The sequence below is a fragment of the Enterobacter sp. JBIWA003 genome, from assembly GCF_019968825.1.
Taxonomy (GTDB): Bacteria; Pseudomonadota; Gammaproteobacteria; order Enterobacterales; family Enterobacteriaceae; genus Enterobacter; species Enterobacter quasiroggenkampii.
In genome coordinates this window covers 4,457,856-4,478,282 of sequence record NZ_CP074170.1, presented here as the reverse complement: position 1 = coordinate 4,478,282, position 20,427 = coordinate 4,457,856, and the positions used below count along the sequence as shown (strand labels likewise).

The following is a 20,427-nucleotide window of genomic DNA, read 5'->3' as shown; positions in this document are numbered from 1 at the left end:
CATTTCTGTTTAACCATTTAGATATCAGGGTTTTCGCCATGAAATTATTCGCTCAGGACTCGCATCTCGATCTTTCACATCCCCATGTGATGGGGATCCTGAATGTTACCCCTGACTCCTTCTCTGACGGTGGCACGCATAACACGCTTATCGAGGCGGTTAAGCACGCGAATTTAATGATCAATGCAGGTGCCACCATCATTGACGTTGGCGGCGAATCGACGCGTCCCGGTGCGGCGGACGTGTCTGTGGAAGAAGAGCTGGCGCGCGTGGTGCCGGTCGTTGAAGCTATCGCGCAGCGGTTTGAAGTGTGGATCTCCGTTGATACCTCCAAACCGGAAGTGATCCGTGAAGTGGCGAGAGTGGGCGCTCACATTATCAATGATATTCGTTCACTTACCGAACCGGGGGCGATTGAGGCGGCTGCGGAAACCGGGCTGCCGGTTTGCCTGATGCATATGCAGGGGCAGCCGAAAACCATGCAGGACGCGCCGAAGTATGACGATGTCTTTGCCGACGTAAACCGCTTCTTTATTGAGCATATCGAACGCTGCGAACGTGCAGGTATCCCAAAAGAGAAATTGCTGCTCGACCCGGGGTTCGGTTTCGGTAAAAATCTCTCCCACAACTATGCGCTGCTTGCGCGCTTATCGGAATTTCATCACTTTGGCCTGCCGCTGCTGGTGGGGATGTCGAGGAAATCGATGATTGGCCAGTTGCTGAATGTAGGCCCGAGCGAACGCCTGAGCGGCAGCCTGGCCTGCGCGGTGATTGCGGCGATGCAGGGTGCGCACATCATTCGTGTCCATGACGTCAAAGAAACAGTAGAAGCCATGCGTGTGGTGGAAGCCACACTGGCAGCGAAGGAAAACAAACGCTATGAGTAATCGTAAATATTTTGGTACCGACGGTATCCGCGGGCGCGTAGGCGATGTTCCCATCACCCCTGATTTTGTCCTGAAGCTCGGCTGGGCTGCCGGCAAGGTTCTGGCGCGTCATGGCTCACGTAAAATTATCATCGGTAAAGACACCCGTATTTCCGGCTATATGCTGGAATCCGCGCTGGAAGCGGGGCTGGCGGCGGCTGGACTGTCCGCCTCTTTTACAGGCCCAATGCCAACGCCTGCGGTCGCGTATCTGACGCGCACCTTCCGTGCGGAAGCGGGGATTGTTATCTCGGCCTCTCATAACCCGTTCTACGACAACGGCATTAAATTCTTCTCTATTGATGGCACCAAGCTGCCGGATGAGGTGGAAGAAGCCATTGAAGCTGAAATGGAAAAAGAGATCACCTGTGTTGATTCCGCAGAGCTGGGTAAAGCGAACCGTATCGTTGATGCGGCGGGTCGCTATATCGAATTCTGTAAAGGCACCTTCCCGAATGAGCTGAGCCTGGCGCACCTCAAAATTGTGGTGGACTGCGCAAATGGCGCGACCTACCACATCGCCCCGAATGTCTTCCGCGAGCTCGGTGCGAAAGTGATCGCCATTGGCTGTGAGCCGGATGGTCTGAACATCAACGAGCAGGTCGGTGCGACGGACGTTCGTGCCCTGCAGGCGCGCGTTCTGGCAGAAAAAGCCGATCTGGGCATTGCGCTGGACGGCGACGGTGACCGCGTGATCATGGTTGATCACGAAGGTAACAAGGTCGACGGCGACCAGATCCTCTACATTATTGCGCGTGAAGGTCTGCGTCAGGGTCAGCTGCGCGGCGGTGCGGTCGGGACGCTGATGAGTAACATGGGCCTGGAACTGGCGCTGAAACAGCTCGGTATTCCGTTCGTTCGCGCGAAAGTGGGTGACCGCTATGTGCTGGAAAAATTGCAGGAGAAGGGCTGGCGTATCGGCGCGGAGAACTCAGGTCACGTGATCCTGCTCGACAAAACCACCACCGGTGACGGAATTGTGGCCGCGCTGCAGGTGGTTGCCGCAATGGCGCGCAACCATATGAGCCTGCACGACCTGTGCAGCGGCATGAAAATGTTCCCACAGATTCTGGTCAACGTACGTTTTACTGCCGGCAAAGGCGACCCGCTGGAAAATGAGAACGTGAAAGCGGTGATGGCGGATGTTGAAGCGGCCCTCGGCAGCCGTGGACGCGTGCTGCTGCGTAAGTCTGGTACCGAACCGCTGATCCGCGTAATGGTGGAAGGCGAAGACGAAGCGCAGGTAACCGAATTTGCGCACCGTATTGCGGATGCCGTAAAAGCTGCATAATCTTGCACGCTAAATGTTTAAAAAGGCGGCGTTTGCCGCCTTTGTTTTAAGCAATTAATGGCTTTTTGCTGTTTTTTTCCGCAGTTGATACAATGCGTCGAAAATGCCCTTGCGAAGGTGATTCGCTTTGGTTAGTATTCACACCCGCTTCAGTGGGAAACAAAAATCCTGCTAATTGGTCGAAGCATTGGTATGCGGCAAATCCGCAAGGAACAGGTTGATTATGTACGAAGCTCTTTTAGTTGTTTTCCTTATTGTAGCCATCGCTCTCGTAGCGCTGATTATGCTGCAGCAAGGTAAAGGCGCTGATATGGGAGCCTCCTTCGGAGCAGGCGCTTCCGGTACGCTGTTTGGTTCAAGTGGTTCTGCGAACTTCATGACCCGCACTACGGCGATTCTGGCTACGCTGTTCTTCATCATCAGCCTGGTGCTTGGCAATATCAACAGCAACAAGACCAGCAAAGGAAGCGAGTGGGAAAACCTGAGCGCGCCAGCGAAAACTGAGCAGACTCAGCCAGCTGCACCGGCTAAGCCAACCAGCGATATCCCGCACTAAGTATTCTGTACCGAGGTGGTGGAATTGGTAGACACGCTACCTTGAGGTGGTAGTGCCCTAACGGGCTTGTGGGTTCGAGTCCCATCCTCGGTACCAATATTCCAGAAGAAAGACGTCGAAAGACGTCTTTTTTTTCGTCTGTAAATTATGTGTAGTTTTTCGTAGGCCCGGTAAGCGCAGCGCCACCGGGCAAAATGGCGGGTGGCGCTGCGCTTACCCGCCCTACGAAAGGCCAAATAAAAAAGGCGTCCCCAGGACGCCTTTTGCATGCTACATCAGCGATTATTTCTTATCGCTGTGCTCCAGGTTTTCAACCTGCGGCAGGCCGTTACCTGAACTGGCTGACAGCAAACCGTTCTCAACATAGTTGAACAGCTTCTCACGGGTATCGGTGATGTCCAGGTTACGCATGGTCAGCTGGCCAATACGATCGTCCGGTGAGAACACGGATTCACCTTTCTCCATGGTCAGACGCTCTGCTTTATAGGTCAGGTTGTCAGACACGGTGTTCAGAATGGAGTAGTCGTTACCGCGACGCAGTTCCAGGGTCACTTCACCGGTGATTGCACTCGCCACCCAACGCTGCAGCGCATCACGCAGCATCAGCGCCTGCGGATCGAACCAGCGGCCCTGATACAGCAGTTTGCCCAGCTGACGGCCATGAGAGTGATACTGCTCAATGGTGTCTTCGTTGTGAATGCCGGTCAGCAGACGCTCGTAAGCGATGTGCAGCAGCGCCATCCCCGGGGCTTCATAGATACCACGGCTTTTCGCTTCGATGATACGGTTTTCAATCTGATCGCTCATGCCCAGACCATGACGACCGCCGATGCGGTTTGCTTCCAGCATCAGCTCCACATCGTCAGAGAAGGTTTTGCCGTTCAGCGCAACCGGATGACCGCGTTCGAAACGAACGGTCACTTCTTCTGCCGGGATCTTCACGTTCTCGTCCCAGAACTTCACGCCCATGATTGGGTTAACGATCTTCACGCTGGAGTTCAGGAATTCCAGGTCTTTCGCTTCGTGCGTCGCACCCAGCATGTTGGAGTCGGTGGAGTAAGCTTTCTCGACTGACATCTTATAGTCAAAACCGCAGGCGATCATAAACTCGGACATTTCATGACGACCACCCAGCTCGTCGATGAAGTCGGTATCCAGCCACGGTTTGTAAATCTGCAGTTCGGCGTTGGTCAGCAGGCCATAACGATAGAAACGTTCGATATCGTTTCCTTTATAGGTGCTGCCGTCACCCCAGATGTTAACGCCGTCTTCTTTCATGGCGGCAACCAGCATGGTGCCGGTCACCGCACGGCCCAGCGGAGTGGTGTTGAAATAGGTCAGGCCGCCGGTGGTGTTATGGAATGCACCACACTGAATCGCCGCGATACCTTCCGCGACCAGTTGCTTACGGCAGTCAATCAGGCGCGCGTTCTCTGCACCATACTCTTTCGCGCGACGAGGAATAGCATCATAATCGTCCTCATCCGGCTGACCCAGGTTCGCAGTATAGGCATACGGAACCGCTCCCTTCTGGCGCATCCACAGCAGTGCAGCGCTGGTATCCAGGCCACCTGAGAAAGCGATGCCAATACGTTGTCCTACCGGAAGATGCTTGAGAATCGTCGTCATAGAATAAAACCCTGCTTGATTGACTGATTAGAGACCGCTTTCGCTCTCTTGTGCATTTTTATGCAAAATAAGTGAGTATTCATTTAATCATCTTTTGGCGAAGACCGGAAGAGACTCGTGCGTTTTTTGTAAAAATTTTGGTCTGATCGATCTGGCGGAAGTCGCCTTGACAGGTGGGGTCAACTATCAATATACTAAACGCCGATTTTACGTCCCGTCTTCGGTACCAAATCCCAGCATTATTTGCAAATTCTGTCCAAAACGCGTAGAATTTGCCACGTTTCAGGCGCGGGGTGGAGCAGCCTGGTAGCTCGTCGGGCTCATAACCCGAAGGTCGTCGGTTCAAATCCGGCCCCCGCAACCACTTTCCCATAAAGTTCTTTTTCAAATATACTGTGAAGACTTAGAGCCTTCGTAGCTGGATTTGAAAAAATTCTTTAGGAAAGTGCTCCAGGCCACAGTTGTGGCTATAGGGTTCAGTTATCTAAAGCCCCGATTTATCGGGGTTTTTTGTTATCTGACTACAGAATAACTGGGCTTTACGCCCTTTTTTTATGTCTTGGGGGTGGGCTTGTCCACATTAGAGCAAAAATTAACAGAGATGATTACTGCACCGGTCGAAGCACTGGGCTACGAACTGGTCGGCATCGAATTCGTTCGCGGCCGTACATCGACGCTGCGCATCTATATTGATAGTGAAGATGGCATCAATGTTGATGATTGTGCTGATGTCAGCCACCAGGTGAGTGCGGTTCTTGATGTTGAAGACCCAATTACCGTTGCGTACAACCTGGAAGTTTCCTCACCTGGCCTCGATCGCCCGATGTTCACGGCCGAGCACTATGTGCGCTTTACCGGTGAAGAAGTGGCTCTCGTTCTGCGTATGGCCGTACAGAACCGCCGTAAATGGCAGGGAATTATCAAAGCCGTTGATGGTGAAATGATCACGGTGACAGTCGAAGGCAAAGATGAAGTGTTCGCGCTGAGTAATATCCAGAAGGCGAACCTGGTTCCCCACTTTTAACAGTCTGGATTGAGGTGAAAAGCCCGCGATGAACAAAGAAATTTTGGCTGTTGTTGAAGCCGTCTCCAACGAGAAATCACTGCCGCGTGAGAAGATTTTTGAAGCGCTGGAAAGTGCACTGGCTACAGCAACCAAGAAAAAATACGAACAAGAGATCGATGTTCGCGTAGAAATCGATCGTAAAAGCGGTGACTTCGATACATTCCGTCGTTGGGTAATCGTTGAAGAAGTGACCCAGCCGACCAAAGAGATCACGCTGGAAGCCGCCCGTTTTGAAGACGAAAGTCTGAACGTGGGTGACTACGTTGAAGATCAGATTGAATCTGTGACCTTCGACCGTATCACCACCCAGACCGCTAAACAGGTTATCGTGCAGAAAGTGCGCGAAGCCGAGCGCGCGTTGGTTGTCGATCAGTTCCGCGATCAGGAAGGCGAAATCATCACCGGCGTGGTGAAGAAAGTGAACCGCGACAACATCTCCCTGGAGATCAAATCCGAAGGATTGCCGGGTAACGCTGAAGCCGTGATCCTGCGTGAAGATATGCTGCCGCGTGAAAACTTCCGCCCAGGCGACCGTATTCGCGGTGTTCTGTACGCCGTTCGCCCTGAAGCGCGTGGTGCACAGCTCTTCGTGACCCGTTCTAAACCAGAAATGCTGGTAGAACTGTTCCGTATCGAAGTACCGGAAATCGGTGAAGAAGTTATTGAGATTAAAGCGGCGGCTCGCGATCCGGGCTCCCGTGCGAAAATTGCGGTGAAAACCAACGACAAGCGTATCGACCCGGTCGGTGCTTGCGTCGGTATGCGCGGTGCGCGTGTCCAGGCAGTTTCTACTGAGCTGGGCGGCGAACGTATTGATATCGTTCTGTGGGATGACAACCCGGCGCAGTTCGTGATCAACGCAATGGCTCCGGCTGATGTGGCGTCTATCGTTGTTGACGAAGACAAACACACCATGGATATCGCTGTTGAAGCGGGCAACCTGGCGCAGGCAATCGGCCGTAACGGTCAGAACGTACGCCTGGCGTCACAGCTGAGCGGCTGGGAACTCAACGTCATGACCGTTGATGACCTGCAGGCTAAGCATCAGGCTGAAGCCCATGCGGCGATCGATACCTTCACGAAATACCTGGATATTGACGAAGACTTCGCCACTGTTCTGGTTGAAGAAGGTTTCTCTACGCTGGAAGAACTGGCCTATGTGCCAATGAAAGAGCTGCTGGAAATTGACGGTCTGGATGAACCAACCGTTGAAGCCCTGCGTGAACGCGCTAAAAACGCACTGACCACCCTGGCACTGGCTCAGGAAGAAAGCCTTGGCGATAAGAAGCCGGCTGATGACCTGCTGAATCTGGAAGGTCTTGATCGTGCGATTGCGTTCAAGCTGGCTGCCCGTGGTGTTTGTACGCTGGAAGATCTCGCTGAGCAAGGCGTTGATGACCTGGCTGATATCGAAGGTTTAACCGACGAGAAAGCCGGCGAGCTCATCATGGCCGCACGTAATATTTGCTGGTTCGGCGACGAAGCGTAATAAACTGTAGCAGGAAGGAACAGCATGACTGATGTAACTGTAAAATCGCTGGCTGCTGAGATTCAGACCTCCGTGGACCGCCTGGTACAGCAATTTGCTGATGCAGGGATCCCGAAGTCCGCTGATGACTCGGTGACCGCGCAAGAAAAACAAACCTTGTTAACGCACCTGAACCGTGAACACGGCTCTACGCCTGACAAGTTAACGCTGCAGCGCAAAACGCGTAGCACGTTAAACATCCCTGGTACCGGTGGCAAAAGCAAATCGGTACAAATTGAAGTCCGCAAGACGCGCACCTTTGTAAAACGTGATCCGCAAGAGGCAGAACGCCTTGCTGCGGAAGAGCAGGCACAGCGTGAAGCGGAAGAACAAGCTCAGCGTGAGGCGGAAGCAGCCGCCAAACGTGAAGCAGAATTAAAAGCTGAACGTGAGGCCGCAGAAAAAGCGAAACGCGACGCAAGTGATAAAGTGAAGCGTGACGCTGCGGAAAAAGACAAAGTGAGCAATCAACAGACAGACGAAATGACCAAAACCGCCCAGGCTGAAAAAGCCCGCCGTGAAAATGAAGCTGCCGAGCTGAAGCGTAAAGCGGAAGAAGAAGCCCGCCGTAAGCTGGAAGAAGAAGCTCGCCGCGTCGCCGAAGAAGCGCGTCGTATGGCTGAAGAAAATGAGAAGAACGGTGTTGATACCGCTGAGCAGTCTGAAGACACCAGCGACTATCACGTGACCACTTCTCAGCACGCACGTCAGGCTGAAGATGATAACGACCGTGAAGTAGAAGGCGGCCGTGGCCGTGGTCGTAATGCAAAAGCAGCGCGTCCGGCGAAAAAAGGTAACAAGCACGCTGAATCCAAAGCTGACCGTGAAGAAGCACGCGCGGCGGTTCGCGGTGGTAAAGGCGGCAAGCGTAAAGGTTCCGCTCTGCAGCAGGGCTTCCAGAAGCCGGCTCAGGCCGTTAACCGTGACGTTGTGATCGGCGAAACCATTACCGTTGGCGAACTGGCGAACAAGATGGCGGTTAAAGGCTCTCAGGTCATCAAAGCGATGATGAAGCTGGGCGCGATGGCAACCATCAACCAGGTGATCGATCAGGAAACTGCACAGCTGGTTGCGGAAGAGATGGGCCACAAAGTTATCCTGCGTCGTGAAAACGAGCTGGAAGAAGCAGTAATGAGCGACCGTGACACAGGTGCTGCGGCAGAACCGCGCGCACCGGTAGTGACCATCATGGGTCACGTTGACCACGGTAAAACCTCTCTGCTTGACTACATTCGCTCTACCAAGGTTGCCTCTGGCGAAGCGGGTGGGATTACCCAGCACATCGGTGCATACCACGTAGAAACTGACAACGGTATGATCACCTTCCTGGATACCCCGGGCCACGCCGCGTTTACCTCTATGCGTGCTCGTGGTGCTCAGGCGACGGATATCGTTGTTCTGGTTGTTGCGGCGGACGACGGCGTCATGCCGCAGACCATCGAAGCTATCCAGCACGCGAAAGCAGCCGGTGTGCCGGTTGTGGTTGCCGTGAACAAGATCGATAAGCCAGAAGCGGATCCCGATCGTGTTAAAAACGAACTCTCCCAGTACGGTATCCTGCCGGAAGAGTGGGGCGGCGAAAGCCAGTTCGTACACGTGTCTGCGAAAGCGGGTACCGGTATCGACGAACTGCTGGACGCGATCCTGCTGCAGGCCGAAGTTCTGGAGCTGAAAGCCATCCGTAACGGTATGGCGAGCGGTGCGGTTATCGAATCCTTCCTGGATAAAGGACGTGGCCCGGTTGCTACCGTTCTGGTTCGTGAAGGTACGCTGCATAAAGGCGATATCGTTCTGTGCGGTTTCGAATACGGTCGCGTTCGTGCGATGCGTAACGAACTGGGTCAGGAAGTGCTGGAAGCGGGTCCGTCCATTCCTGTGGAAATCCTGGGTCTGTCCGGTGTTCCGGCTGCCGGTGACGAAGTGACCGTTGTGCGTGACGAGAAGAAAGCGCGTGAAGTGGCACTGTATCGTCAGGGCAAATTCCGTGAAGTTAAACTGGCTCGTCAGCAGAAATCTAAACTCGAGAACATGTTTGCCAACATGACCGAGGGCGAAGTTCACGAAGTGAACATTGTGCTGAAAGCCGACGTTCAGGGCTCTGTGGAAGCGATCTCCGACTCCTTGCTGAAACTGTCTACCGACGAAGTGAAAGTGAAGATCATCGGTTCTGGCGTAGGTGGTATCACCGAAACCGACGCAACCCTGGCTGCTGCGTCCAACGCTATCCTGGTTGGCTTCAACGTTCGTGCGGATGCGTCTGCGCGTAAAGTGATTGAATCCGAAAGTCTGGATCTGCGTTACTACTCCGTCATCTATAACCTGATCGACGAAGTGAAAGCAGCGATGAGCGGCATGCTGTCTCCTGAGCTGAAACAGCAGATCATCGGTCTGGCTGAAGTACGTGACGTGTTCAAATCACCGAAATTCGGTGCGATCGCGGGCTGTATGGTTACCGAAGGTAACATCAAGCGTCACAACCCAATCCGCGTACTGCGTGACAACGTGGTTATCTATGAAGGCGAGCTGGAATCCCTGCGCCGCTTCAAAGATGACGTTAACGAAGTCCGTAACGGCATGGAATGTGGTATCGGCGTGAAGAACTACAACGACGTTCGCGTTGGCGATATGATCGAAGTGTTCGAGATCATCGAAATTCAGCGTACCATCGCTTAATTACCGATTGTAAGCCGGGATCGCCTCGCGCCACCCGGCAATAATTTCAAAAAGGGGCTTTAGCCCCTTTTTTGTCTGGAGAATTTATTATGGCGAAAGAATTTGGTCGCCCTCAGCGCGTAGCGCAGGAAATGCAGAAAGAGATCGCACTCATTCTGCAACGTGAAATTAAAGACCCACGCGTCGGCATGATGACCACCGTTTCCGGTGTGGAAATGTCCCGTGACCTGGCCTATGCCAAAGTGTTCGTCACCTTCCTGAACGATCAGGACGAAGCCGCAGTGAAAAACGGCATCAAAGCGCTGCAGGAAGCGTCTGGTTTCATCCGCTCTCTGCTCGGTAAGGCGATGCGCCTGCGTATCGTGCCTGAACTGACCTTCTTCTACGACAACTCGCTGGTCGAAGGTATGCGTATGTCCAACCTGGTGACCAGCGTGGTTAAACATGACGATGAGCGTCGTGTTAACCCGGCGGACGACAGCAAGGAGGACTGATGAGTCGTCCTCGTCGTCGTGGTCGCGACGTGCATGGTGTGCTGCTGCTGGATAAACCCCAGGGCGCTTCCAGCAACGACGTGCTGCAGAAAGTTAAGCGTATTTTTAACGCCAACCGTGCGGGCCACACCGGCGCGCTCGACCCGCTGGCAACCGGCATGCTGCCGGTCTGTCTGGGAGAGGCGACAAAGTTTTCCCAGTACCTGCTCGACTCCGATAAGCGTTACCGCGTTATCGCTAAGCTGGGCCAGCGCACGGATACCTCCGACGCGGATGGTCAGGTCGTGGAGGAGCGTCCGGTGACGTTCAGCGCGGAGCAGCTTGATGCGGCGCTGGAGAGCTTCCGTGGGGATACGATGCAGGTACCGTCGATGTATTCGGCGCTGAAGTATCAGGGGAAAAAACTCTACGAATATGCGCGCCAGGGCATTGAGGTCCCGCGTGAAGCCCGTCCGATTACCGTGTATGAGCTGCTCTTTATTCGCTATGAAGGCGATGAGCTGGAGCTGGAAGTGCACTGTTCGAAAGGGACCTATATTCGCACCATCATCGACGACCTCGGTGAAAAACTGGGCTGCGGCGCGCATGTGATTTACCTGCGTCGTCTGGCGGTGAGCAAGTACCCGGTGGAGCGGATGGTGACCCTGGAACATTTGCGCGAGCTGGTTGAACACGCTGAAGCGCAGGGGATCGCGCCGGCAGATTTGCTGGATCCGCTGCTGATGCCGATGGACAGTCCGGCTGCGGACTTCCCGGTTGTTAATCTTCCTTTAACATCGTCCGTTTACTTTAAGAACGGCAACCCGGTTCGTACGGCGGAGGCACCGCTGGAAGGCCTGGTACGCGTGACCGAAGGTGACGAAGGGAAATTCATCGGGATGGGCGAAATGGATGGCGAAGGGCGCGTTGCGCCGCGTCGTCTGGTCGTCGAATATCCGGTCGACGCGTGACGGTGATAACGGCTCACCTTGCGATAAGCAGGGGAGACGAGTAGAATATCGCCGCTTAACGCCTGGTAAATTGTTTAACAATCTGCGGGGCGTACATGGGATTGCTGAATTAGAGATCGGCATCCTTACATTCTTTATACTTTGGAGTTTGAAAATGTCTCTAAGCGTTGAAGCTAAAGCTAAAATCGTTTCTGAGTTTGGTCGTGGTACTAACGACAGCGGTTCTACCGAAGTTCAGGTTGCACTGCTGACTGCACAGATTAACCACCTGCAGGGTCACTTTGCAGAGCACAAAAAAGATCACCACAGCCGTCGTGGTCTGCTGCGTATGGTTTCTCAGCGTCGTAAACTGCTCGACTACCTGAAACGTAAAGATGTTGCACGCTACACCGCGCTGATCGAGCGTCTGGGTCTGCGTCGCTAATTCTTGCGAGTTTCAGAAAAGGGGGCCTGATGGCCCCTTTTTTCAAGCAGACGGCAGCAATTCACTGGAAACTATTGTATTGTTGCTATAAATGATCTTCATTGCAGAGGTTCGCGCGGCTAATGAGAGGCTTCACCCAGGGGGGTGTTGGTTGTCATTAGTCGCGAGGATGCGAAGAAGGTCGGGTCAAATCGACAGCACACCGGTGGTGTGCTGTCAAACATTTAAGAAAGGACAGAACTTTGCTGAATCCGATCGTTCGTAAATTCCAGTATGGTCAACATACCGTCACGCTGGAAACCGGCATGATGGCACGTCAGGCTACTGCTGCCGTTATGGTAAGCATGGATGACACCGCGGTATTCGTTACCGTTGTGGGCCAGAAAAAAGCTAAACCAGGTCAGGACTTCTTCCCGCTGACCGTTAACTACCAGGAGCGTACCTACGCTGCCGGTAAAATCCCGGGTGGCTTCTTCCGTCGTGAAGGCCGTCCAAGCGAAGGCGAAACCCTGATCGCGCGTCTGATTGACCGCCCGGTTCGTCCGCTGTTCCCGGAAGGCTTCGTTAACGAAGTACAGGTTATCGCGACCGTTGTTTCCGTTAACCCACAGGTTAACCCGGACATCGTGGCGATGATCGGTGCGTCCGCTGCCCTGTCACTGTCTGGTATTCCATTCAATGGCCCAATCGGTGCCGCGCGCGTCGGTTACATCAACGACCAGTACGTGCTGAACCCAACTCAGGAAGAGCTGAAAGAAAGTAAGCTGGACCTGGTGGTTGCGGGTACCGAAGCCGCTGTGCTGATGGTTGAATCCGAAGCAGAACTGCTGAGCGAAGACCAGATGCTGGGTGCTGTGGTCTTCGGCCATGACCAGCAGCAGGTTGTTATCCAGAACATCAACGATCTGGTGAAAGAAGCCGGTAAACCACGTTGGGACTGGCAGCCAGAAGCAGCTAACGACGCGCTGAATGCACGCGTTGCAGCTCTGGCAGAATCTCGTCTGAGCGATGCGTACCGCATCACTGACAAACAGGAGCGTTACGCTCAGGTTGACGTGATCAAGTCTGAAACTATCGCAACGCTGGTTGCTGAAGACGAAACGCTGGATGCTAACGAGCTGAGCGAAATTCTGCACGCTATCGAGAAAAACGTTGTTCGTAGCCGCGTTCTGGCAGGCGAGCCGCGTATCGATGGCCGTGAAAAAGACATGATTCGTGGTCTGGATGTGCGTACTGGTGTGCTGCCACGTACTCACGGTTCCGCGCTGTTCACCCGTGGCGAAACGCAGGCGCTGGTTACCGCGACCCTGGGTACGGCACGTGACGCACAGATCATCGACGAACTGATGGGCGAGCGTACTGACAGCTTCCTGTTCCACTACAACTTCCCTCCGTACTCCGTAGGCGAAACCGGTATGGTTGGCTCGCCGAAGCGTCGTGAAATTGGTCACGGTCGTCTGGCGAAGCGCGGCGTGCTGGCAGTCATGCCAGAAGCAGACAAATTCCCGTACACCGTACGTGTGGTGTCTGAAATCACTGAATCCAACGGTTCTTCTTCTATGGCTTCCGTGTGTGGTGCCTCTCTGGCGCTGATGGATGCAGGCGTGCCAATCAAAGCCGCCGTTGCGGGTATCGCAATGGGCCTGGTGAAAGAAGGCGACAACTATGTTGTTCTGTCTGACATTCTGGGCGACGAAGACCACCTGGGCGATATGGACTTCAAAGTAGCGGGTTCCCGCGACGGTATCTCTGCGCTGCAGATGGATATCAAAATTGAAGGTATCACCAAAGAGATCATGCAGGTTGCTCTGAACCAGGCTAAAGGTGCGCGTCTGCACATCCTGGGCGTGATGGAACAGGCTATCAACGCGCCACGCGGTGATATCTCTGAATTCGCACCGCGTATTCACACCATCAAGATCAATCCAGACAAGATCAAAGATGTTATCGGTAAGGGCGGTTCCGTAATCCGTGCGCTGACCGAAGAGACTGGCACCACCATCGAAATCGAAGATGACGGTACTGTGAAGATCGCAGCAACCGACGGCGAGAAAGCGAAATTCGCGATCCGTCGCATCGAAGAAATCACTGCAGAAATCGAAGTGGGCCGCGTCTATGCAGGTAAAGTGACCCGTATCGTTGACTTTGGCGCGTTCGTTGCCATCGGTGGCGGTAAAGAAGGTCTGGTTCATATCTCTCAGATCGCTGACAAGCGCGTTGAGAAAGTGACCGATTACCTGCAGATGGGTCAAGAAGTACCGGTTAAAGTTCTGGAAGTTGATCGCCAGGGCCGTATCCGTCTGAGCATTAAAGAAGCAACCGAGCAGTCTCAGCCAGCTGCTGCGCCAGAAGCACAGGCCGCAGAACAGCAAGGCGAGTAAGTTGCCATTTGCCCTCCGCTTTGCGGAGGGCCTATTATCAGGCAGGACGCCTTGTTAAGCCGCCGGGGGACAGGACGTTCATCCAATAGTTGTCTTCGGGAGTGGGAAATGAAGCCTTTTTTGCGCTGGTGTTTCGTTGCGACAGCTTTAACGCTGGCAGGATGCAGCAACTCTGCCTGGCGTAAGAGCGAAGTCCTCGCAGTGCCATTGCAACCGACTTTGCAGCAGGAAGTGATCCTGGCACGCATGGAACAAATACTTGCCAGTCGGGCTTTAACCGATGACGAACGCGCACAGCTTTTATATGAGCGCGGAGTGTTGTATGATAGTCTCGGTCTGAGGGCATTGGCGCGAAATGATTTTTCACAAGCGCTGGCTATCCGACCTGATATGCCTGAAGTATTCAATTACTTAGGCATTTATTTAACGCAGGCAGGCAATTTTGATGCTGCCTATGAAGCGTTTGATTCTGTACTTGAGCTTGATCCAACTTACAACTACGCGCACTTGAATCGCGGTATCGCTTTGTATTACGGCGGTCGTGACAAGTTAGCGCAAGATGATCTGCTGGCGTTTTATCAAGACGATCCTAATGATCCTTTCCGTAGCCTGTGGCTTTACATCGTTGAGCGGAAGCTCGATGAGAAGCAGGCAAAAGAGGCACTGAAACAGCGCTTCGATAAATCGGACAAGGAACAGTGGGGATGGAACATTGTCGAGTTCTACCTGGGCAACATTAGCGAAGCAACGCTGATGGAACGCCTCAAGGCGGACGCAACGGATAACACCTCGCTCGCTGAGCATCTCAGTGAAACCAACTTCTATTTAGGTAAGTACTACCTAAGTCTGGGGGATAAGGACAGCGCTACGGCACTGTTCAAATTAGCGGTTGCTAACAACGTACACAACTTCGTTGAGCACCGTTATGCATTGTTGGAATTATCGCTCTTGGGCCAGGAGCAAGACGACCTGGCAGAATCGGACCAGCAATAGCTGACGACATAAACATCAGCCCGTAATCTTTTGATTGCCATCACCTTAACTGGTGAGGGCGTTGTTGTTCGTCAATACACCTACTTTGAGCCGGTTCACACTTTTCAATGAAAATTGCTAATCATTTTCACGATGAGCTAAGTAGACTGGCCGCCATTGACATTGAGGCACTCGTACTACATGGCTGAATTCGAAACCACTTTTGCAGATCTGGGCCTGAAGGCTCCTATCCTTGAAGCCCTTAACGATCTGGGTTACGAAAAACCATCTCCGATCCAGGCTGAGTGTATCCCACACCTGCTTTCTGGTCGTGACGTGCTGGGCATGGCCCAGACTGGTAGCGGTAAAACTGCAGCGTTCTCGCTGCCGCTGCTGAACAACATTGATCCGGACCTGCGTGCACCGCAGATCCTCGTTCTGGCACCAACCCGTGAACTGGCTGTTCAGGTTGCAGAAGCCATGACGGAATTCTCTAAACATATGCGCGGCGTAAACGTGGTTGCCCTGTACGGCGGCCAGCGTTATGACGTGCAGTTACGCGCCCTGCGCCAGGGCCCACAGATTGTTGTCGGTACGCCGGGCCGTCTGCTGGATCACCTGAAGCGCGGTACCCTGGACCTCTCTAAACTGAGCGGTCTGGTACTGGATGAAGCAGATGAAATGCTGCGTATGGGCTTCATCGAAGACGTTGAAACCATTATGGCGCAGATCCCGGACGGTCATCAGACCGCGCTGTTCTCTGCAACCATGCCGGAAGCTATCCGTCGCATTACCCGCCGCTTCATGAAAGAGCCGCAGGAAGTGCGTATTCAGTCCAGCGTAACCACTCGCCCGGACATCAGCCAGAGCTACTGGTCTGTGTACGGCATGCGTAAAAACGAAGCGCTGGTACGTTTCCTGGAAGCGGAAGATTTTGATGCGGCGATTATCTTCGTTCGTACCAAAAACGCGACCCTGGAAGTGGCTGAAGCCCTGGAGCGTAGCGGCTACAACAGCGCAGCGCTGAACGGTGACATGAACCAGGCCCTGCGTGAGCAGACTCTGGAGCGTCTGAAAGACGGTCGTCTGGATATCCTGATTGCAACCGACGTGGCAGCACGTGGTCTGGACGTTGAGCGTATCAGCCTGGTTGTTAACTACGACATCCCGATGGATTCCGAGTCTTACGTTCACCGTATCGGCCGTACCGGTCGTGCGGGTCGTGCTGGTCGTGCGCTGCTGTTCGTTGAGAACCGCGAGCGTCGTCTGCTGCGTAACATCGAACGCACCATGAAGCTGACCATTCCAGAAGCGGACCTGCCAAACGCAGAGCTGCTGGGCAAACGCCGTCTGGAAAAATTCGCCGCCAAAGTACAGCAGCAGCTGGAAAGCAGCGATCTGGATCAGTACCGCGCGCTGCTGTCGCAGATTCAGCCTGTTGCTGAAGGCGAAGAGCTGGATATGGAAACCCTGGCTGCAGCACTGCTGAAAATGGCTCAGGGCGAACGTAGCCTGATCGTGCCACCAGATGCGCCGATGCGTCCTAAGCGTGAATTCCGTGACCGTGACGATCGCTTCGAACGTCGTGGCGACCGTAACGATCGTGGCCCACGTGGTGACCGTCCAGAGCGTGGTGGTGAAGACCGTCCACGTCGTGAACGTCGCGACGCAGGTGACATGGAACTGTACCGCATTGAAGTGGGTCGTGATGATGGCGTTGAAGTTCGTCACATTGTTGGCGCGATCGCTAACGAAGGCGACATCAGCAGCCGTTACATCGGTAACATCAAGCTGTTCGCATCCCACTCTACCATCGAGCTGCCAAAAGGCATGCCGGGTGAAGTACTGCAGCACTTTACGCGTACCCGTATCCTGAACAAGCCGATGAACATGCAGCTGCTGGGCGATGCACAGCCACGTCCTGACCGTGGCGGCGAACGTCGTGGCGGTGGTCGCGGCTTCGGCGGCGAGCGTCGTGAAGGCGGTCGCAGCGAAGGTCGCGGTGGTGAAGGTCGTCGTTTCTCCGGCGAGCGCCGCGAAAGCCGTGGTCCACGTCGTGAAGAAGGCACCAGCCGTCGTCGTTTTGGTGACGCGTAAGCCTTACGCTTCTGACGTAAAGTAAAATATACAGCCCCGATACATGCTATCGGGGCTTTTTTTATTCCCTTTGTACTCTTGTACTGGTACAGTGCGTCACATTAAAATGCAGAACCGCATGATTGACTGGAGAAAAGGCTGTATGGCGACACTAACCACCACCCAAACGTCACCTTCGCTGCTTGGCGGCGTGGTGATCATCGGCGGAACCATTATAGGTGCCGGGATGTTCTCCCTGCCCGTGGTCATGTCCGGTGCGTGGTTCTTCTGGTCGCTGGCCGCGCTGGTCTTTACCTGGTTCTGTATGCTTCATTCCGGGCTGATGATCCTCGAAGCCAACCTGAACTACCGCATTGGCGCGAGCTTTGACACCATTACCAAAGACCTGCTGGGCAAAGGCTGGAACCTGGTGAACGGTCTGTCCATCGCGTTTGTGCTCTATATCCTGACCTACGCATATATTTCGGCGAGCGGTTCGATTCTGCATCACACCTTCTCTGAGATGTCGCTGAACGTTCCGGCGCGTCTGGCCGGGCTGTGCTTTGCGCTGGGCGTGGCGTTTATCGTCTGGATGAGTACCAAAGCGGTAAGCCGGATGACGGCAATCGTACTGGGCGCGAAGGTCATCACCTTCTTCCTGACCTTCGGCAGCCTGCTGGGGCACGTGACGCCCGCCACGCTGTTTGACGTTGCCGAAGTGAATACCTCCTATACGCCGTACCTGCTGATGACGCTGCCTTTCTGTCTGGCGTCGTTCGGCTACCACGGCAACGTGCCGAGCCTGATGAAGTACTACGGCAAAGATCCGCGCACCATTGTGAAGTGTCTGGTCTACGGCACGCTGCTGGCGCTGGCGCTGTACGTCATCTGGCTGCTCGGAACGATGGGCAACATCCCGCGCCCGGAATTTATCGGTATTGCGCAGAAGGGCGGTAATATTGACGTGCTGGTGCAGGCGCTGAGCGGCGTGCTGAACAGCCGCAGCCTGGATCTGCTGCTGGTTATCTTCTCTAACTTTGCGGTGGCGAGCTCTTTCCTCGGCGTGACGTTGGGCCTGTTTGACTACCTGGCGGATCTGTTCGGCTTTGATGATTCTGCGATGGGGCGCTTCAAAACCGCGCTGCTGACCTTCCTGCCGCCGATTGTGGGCGGCCTGCTGTGGCCGAACGGCTTCCTGTACGCCATCGGCTATGCCGGACTGGCGGCAACCATCTGGGCGGCAATAGTGCCCGCGCTGCTGGCGCGTAAATCACGTAAACGCTTCGGTAGCCCGAAATTCCGCGTCTGGGGCGGTAAGCCGATGATTGCGCTGATCCTGGTGTTCGGCGCGGGCAATGCCCTGGTACACGTGCTGTCGAGTTTTAATCTGTTGCCTGTCTATCAGTAAATGCAAAGCCCGGTGGCGCTACGCTTACCGGGCCTACAGGGATCGCGTAGGCCGGATAAGGCGCAGCCGCCATCCGGCAAAAAACTACCCCACCAACTCCTCTTTCACCTGCATGGCTAGCTCAAACGAGTGCAAACGCGCCTGGTGATCGAAAATCTGGCCGTTAACCATAATTTCATCCGCCTGCGTTTCACGCAGTACCGCCTCCAGTCCGTGACGCACTTTCGCTTTATCGCCTACCAGCGACATGCTCAGCGCCTGCTGAACGCCATACTGCTCTGAAGCTGACCACAGCTGATGCATATTCTCCACCGGCGGCGGAAGCTGGCCCGTCTCTCCGCGACGCAGCTTCACAAACGCCTGTTGCATGGAGGTGAACAGGAATTCCGCGTCGCGATTGCTGTCGGCAGCAATGATGTTGATACACACCATCGCGTACGGTTTCTCCAGACGCTCGGACGGTTTGAAGTGCGTACGGTAAAGATGCAGCGCCTGATGCAGCATATCCGGCGCGAAATGGGAGGCAAACGCAAACGGCAGCCCCAACTGGGCGGCGAGCTGCGCGCTGTAGAGGCTTGAGCCCAGCAGCCATACCGGGATCTTCTCGCCGTAACCCGGTACCGGGCGCACGTGCGGGTTCGGGTCACGCGCGTCGAACCAGTCCACCAGTTCGGCCACGTCGCGTGGGAAGTTATCAATATCGCCGCTCATATGGCGACGCAGGGCGCGCATGGTCGGCTGGTCGCTGCCCGGCGCACGGCCAAGCCCTAAATCGATACGGCCCGGATAGAGGGTATTCAGCGTGCCGAACTGCTCGGCGATCACCAGCGGGGCGTGGTTCGGCAGCATCACGCCGCCGGAGCCCAGGTGCAGCGTGGTGGTATTTGCCGCCAGATAACCAATCAGTACCGAGGTGGCGGCGCTGGCAATGCCCACCATGTTGTGGTGTTCGGCCAGCCAGTAGCGGTGATAGCCACGCTTTTCGGCCAGCTGAGCCAGATCCAGAGAGTGCGAAAAGGCTTCTCTCGCCGAGGAGCCTTGTGGGATCGGCGCCAGATCCAGCACCGAAAACGGAAGGGTTTTGTCAGTCATAACAGCTCACTTTGTCGACGGTCAATCTTTAATACTGCATTAAAAAATGATAACCGTTGTTAACAAAGTGAGCCTTTTTTAGGCCTGCAGTTCCAGCCCGGCCAGACGCTTCCAGTAGCCGTTACAGTCGCTATTCGCCGTCAGCGGCAGCGGAGCGGCACCGTTTTCGTTGGCGCGGAAGGCATCCAGCATCGCGAACACGCCGGTATCGAGCGGCGACAGGCGCACCATATCTACCAGCCCGTCCATCGACGCCAGCTCGTTGCCGAGGTTATAGACATAGCCGCTCATGGTCTGGATACCGTTGAGAACAAATACCTGCTGGTTCTCCTGCGACAGCATGCTGCGCCCGTTTGGGTACTTAATGCAGCAGGTTTCGCACTCGTCTTTCGGACGGTCTTCCGAGCGTGCGGTAAAGCAGCGGGCGGAATAGGCCAGCGGCAGATGCCCGTAGCTCAGCACTTCCACTTCAAACTTGTTGCGAATGCCCAGCTCTTCGCACTGCGTGAGCAGGTTTGCCAGCCAGTCGCGGGAGAGTTCAACCGGCATGCACCAGCGCGTCATGCCTTGTTTGAGCAGCAGGCGCAGGGTCACGGCGTTGTAGCAGTTCAGGGCATGGCCCGCGACAAACGGCAGCCTGCGTTCAGCGCACATGTTCACCACGCCGAGATCGCTCGCTTCCAGCAGGAACTCGCCGTTCTCTACGTAGCGTTTCAGCTCGCCCAGTTCAGAAGAGGCCTGCACCAGCGCGAGGGTGGAGAGCACGACCTGTTTGCCGCTGCCGGCCAGGCTTTTCGCCATCTCCAGCCAGTCGCCCACTTTGGTGGCCCGGCGCTTACTGCACACCGCCTCGCCGAGGTAAATCACATCGACGCTGCTGGTGGCGGCCTGTTGGTAAAAATCTTCCAGCGTCTCTTTTGGCCAGTAGTAAAGCACCGGCCCTAATGAATATTTCATGATT

15 protein-coding genes, 2 tRNA genes and 1 pseudogene are annotated in these 20,427 nt (G+C 54.8%); 15 read left to right on the top strand and 3 right to left on the bottom strand.

Annotated features, from left to right (window positions below):
- Positions 1-38 precede the first annotated feature (38 nt).
- From folP to KGP25_RS21700, 4 genes are all read left to right on the top strand, one after another.
- On the top strand, positions 39-887 hold the full coding sequence (folP, locus tag KGP25_RS21715; protein WP_045910100.1) for a dihydropteroate synthase: 849 nt from the start codon (positions 39-41) through the stop codon (positions 885-887).
- Positions 880-2,217, top strand: coding sequence for a phosphoglucosamine mutase (gene glmM / locus KGP25_RS21710; protein WP_223539619.1), 1,338 nt, complete (start codon positions 880-882; stop codon positions 2,215-2,217). The genes folP and glmM overlap by 8 nt, the downstream gene beginning before the upstream one ends.
- 223 nt (positions 2,218-2,440) lie before the next feature.
- Positions 2,441-2,773, top strand: a complete 333-nt coding sequence (gene secG, locus KGP25_RS21705) for a preprotein translocase subunit SecG (protein WP_023309338.1) — start codon at positions 2,441-2,443, stop codon at positions 2,771-2,773.
- Between the two features lie 9 nt (positions 2,774-2,782).
- Positions 2,783-2,869, top strand: a tRNA-Leu gene (locus KGP25_RS21700).
- A gap of 186 nt (positions 2,870-3,055) precedes the next feature.
- Here the strand turns inward: KGP25_RS21700 and argG are convergent.
- Positions 3,056-4,402, bottom strand: coding sequence for an argininosuccinate synthase (gene argG / locus KGP25_RS21695; RefSeq protein WP_014833433.1), 1,347 nt, complete (start codon positions 4,400-4,402; stop codon positions 3,056-3,058).
- Between the two features lie 287 nt (positions 4,403-4,689).
- Between argG and KGP25_RS21690 the strand changes: the two genes are divergently transcribed.
- The 11 genes and pseudogenes from KGP25_RS21690 (at position 4,690) to mtr (ending at position 18,374) form a co-directional block, all read left to right on the top strand.
- A tRNA-Met gene (locus tag KGP25_RS21690) sits at positions 4,690-4,766 on the top strand.
- A gap of 207 nt (positions 4,767-4,973) precedes the next feature.
- Complete coding sequence (rimP, locus tag KGP25_RS21685) at positions 4,974-5,426, top strand: ribosome maturation factor RimP (RefSeq protein WP_014833432.1); 453 nt, start codon at positions 4,974-4,976, stop codon at positions 5,424-5,426.
- A 28-nt stretch (positions 5,427-5,454) separates the two neighbouring features.
- A complete protein-coding gene (nusA, locus tag KGP25_RS21680) occupies positions 5,455-6,957 on the top strand; it encodes a transcription termination factor NusA (RefSeq protein WP_003861798.1) in 1,503 nt (500 codons plus the stop codon).
- A gap of 24 nt (positions 6,958-6,981) precedes the next feature.
- Positions 6,982-9,669: a translation initiation factor IF-2 gene (infB, locus tag KGP25_RS21675; protein WP_045910098.1), complete on the top strand. Its 2,688-nt coding sequence runs from the start codon at positions 6,982-6,984 to the stop codon at positions 9,667-9,669.
- An 89-nt stretch (positions 9,670-9,758) separates the two neighbouring features.
- Entirely contained in the window at positions 9,759-10,163 is a 405-nt protein-coding gene (gene rbfA, locus KGP25_RS21670) for a 30S ribosome-binding factor RbfA (RefSeq protein ID WP_003024988.1), read from the top strand.
- Entirely contained in the window at positions 10,163-11,113 is a 951-nt protein-coding gene (gene truB, locus KGP25_RS21665; RefSeq protein ID WP_223539618.1) for a tRNA pseudouridine(55) synthase TruB, read from the top strand. Before rbfA ends, truB begins: the two co-directional genes overlap by 1 nt.
- Positions 11,114-11,267: 154 nt before the next feature.
- Complete coding sequence (rpsO, locus tag KGP25_RS21660) at positions 11,268-11,537, top strand: 30S ribosomal protein S15 (RefSeq protein WP_003861789.1); 270 nt, start codon at positions 11,268-11,270, stop codon at positions 11,535-11,537.
- A 242-nt stretch (positions 11,538-11,779) separates the two neighbouring features.
- Positions 11,780-13,976 (top strand): annotated as a pseudogene (gene pnp / locus KGP25_RS21655) (polyribonucleotide nucleotidyltransferase).
- Positions 13,977-14,026: 50 nt separating this feature from the next.
- Entirely contained in the window at positions 14,027-14,911 is an 885-nt protein-coding gene (gene nlpI, locus KGP25_RS21650) for a lipoprotein NlpI (RefSeq protein WP_008501476.1), read from the top strand.
- Positions 14,912-15,091: 180 nt separating this feature from the next.
- A complete protein-coding gene (locus tag KGP25_RS21640; RefSeq protein WP_048028855.1) occupies positions 15,092-16,987 on the top strand; it encodes a DEAD/DEAH family ATP-dependent RNA helicase in 1,896 nt (631 codons plus the stop codon).
- Positions 16,988-17,129: 142 nt separating this feature from the next.
- Entirely contained in the window at positions 17,130-18,374 is a 1,245-nt protein-coding gene (mtr, locus tag KGP25_RS21635) for a tryptophan permease (protein WP_223539617.1), read from the top strand.
- Positions 18,375-18,458: 84 nt separating this feature from the next.
- Here the strand turns inward: mtr and KGP25_RS21630 are convergent, their stop codons facing one another.
- Together KGP25_RS21630 and KGP25_RS21625 are read right to left on the bottom strand one after the other, a co-directional pair.
- Complete coding sequence (locus tag KGP25_RS21630) at positions 18,459-19,466, bottom strand: LLM class flavin-dependent oxidoreductase (protein WP_047959535.1); 1,008 nt, start codon at positions 19,464-19,466, stop codon at positions 18,459-18,461.
- 78 nt (positions 19,467-19,544) lie between these two features.
- Positions 19,545-20,423, bottom strand: a complete 879-nt coding sequence (locus KGP25_RS21625) for a U32 family peptidase (protein WP_223539616.1) — start codon at positions 20,421-20,423, stop codon at positions 19,545-19,547.
- Between the last annotated feature and the right edge of the window lie 4 nt (positions 20,424-20,427).

Excerpts from the sequence above, each read along its gene's own strand:
- folP (WP_045910100.1), top strand. The coding sequence starts at position 39 with ATGAAATTATTCGCTCAGGACTCGCATCTCGATCTTTCACATCCCCAT.
- glmM (WP_223539619.1), top strand. The coding sequence starts at position 880 with ATGAGTAATCGTAAATATTTTGGTACCGACGGTATCCGCGGGCGCGTA.
- secG (WP_023309338.1), top strand. The coding sequence starts at position 2,441 with ATGTACGAAGCTCTTTTAGTTGTTTTCCTTATTGTAGCCATCGCTCTC.
- argG (WP_014833433.1), bottom strand. The coding sequence starts at position 4,402 with ATGACGACGATTCTCAAGCATCTTCCGGTAGGACAACGTATTGGCATC.
- nusA (WP_003861798.1), top strand. The coding sequence starts at position 5,455 with ATGAACAAAGAAATTTTGGCTGTTGTTGAAGCCGTCTCCAACGAGAAA.
- infB (WP_045910098.1), top strand. The coding sequence starts at position 6,982 with ATGACTGATGTAACTGTAAAATCGCTGGCTGCTGAGATTCAGACCTCC.
- rbfA (WP_003024988.1), top strand. The coding sequence starts at position 9,759 with ATGGCGAAAGAATTTGGTCGCCCTCAGCGCGTAGCGCAGGAAATGCAG.
- truB (WP_223539618.1), top strand. The coding sequence starts at position 10,163 with ATGAGTCGTCCTCGTCGTCGTGGTCGCGACGTGCATGGTGTGCTGCTG.
- rpsO (WP_003861789.1), top strand. The coding sequence starts at position 11,268 with ATGTCTCTAAGCGTTGAAGCTAAAGCTAAAATCGTTTCTGAGTTTGGT.
- nlpI (WP_008501476.1), top strand. The coding sequence starts at position 14,027 with ATGAAGCCTTTTTTGCGCTGGTGTTTCGTTGCGACAGCTTTAACGCTG.
- KGP25_RS21640 (WP_048028855.1), top strand. The coding sequence starts at position 15,092 with ATGGCTGAATTCGAAACCACTTTTGCAGATCTGGGCCTGAAGGCTCCT.
- mtr (WP_223539617.1), top strand. The coding sequence starts at position 17,130 with ATGGCGACACTAACCACCACCCAAACGTCACCTTCGCTGCTTGGCGGC.
- KGP25_RS21630 (WP_047959535.1), bottom strand. The coding sequence starts at position 19,466 with ATGACTGACAAAACCCTTCCGTTTTCGGTGCTGGATCTGGCGCCGATC.
- KGP25_RS21625 (WP_223539616.1), bottom strand. The coding sequence starts at position 20,423 with ATGAAATATTCATTAGGGCCGGTGCTTTACTACTGGCCAAAAGAGACG.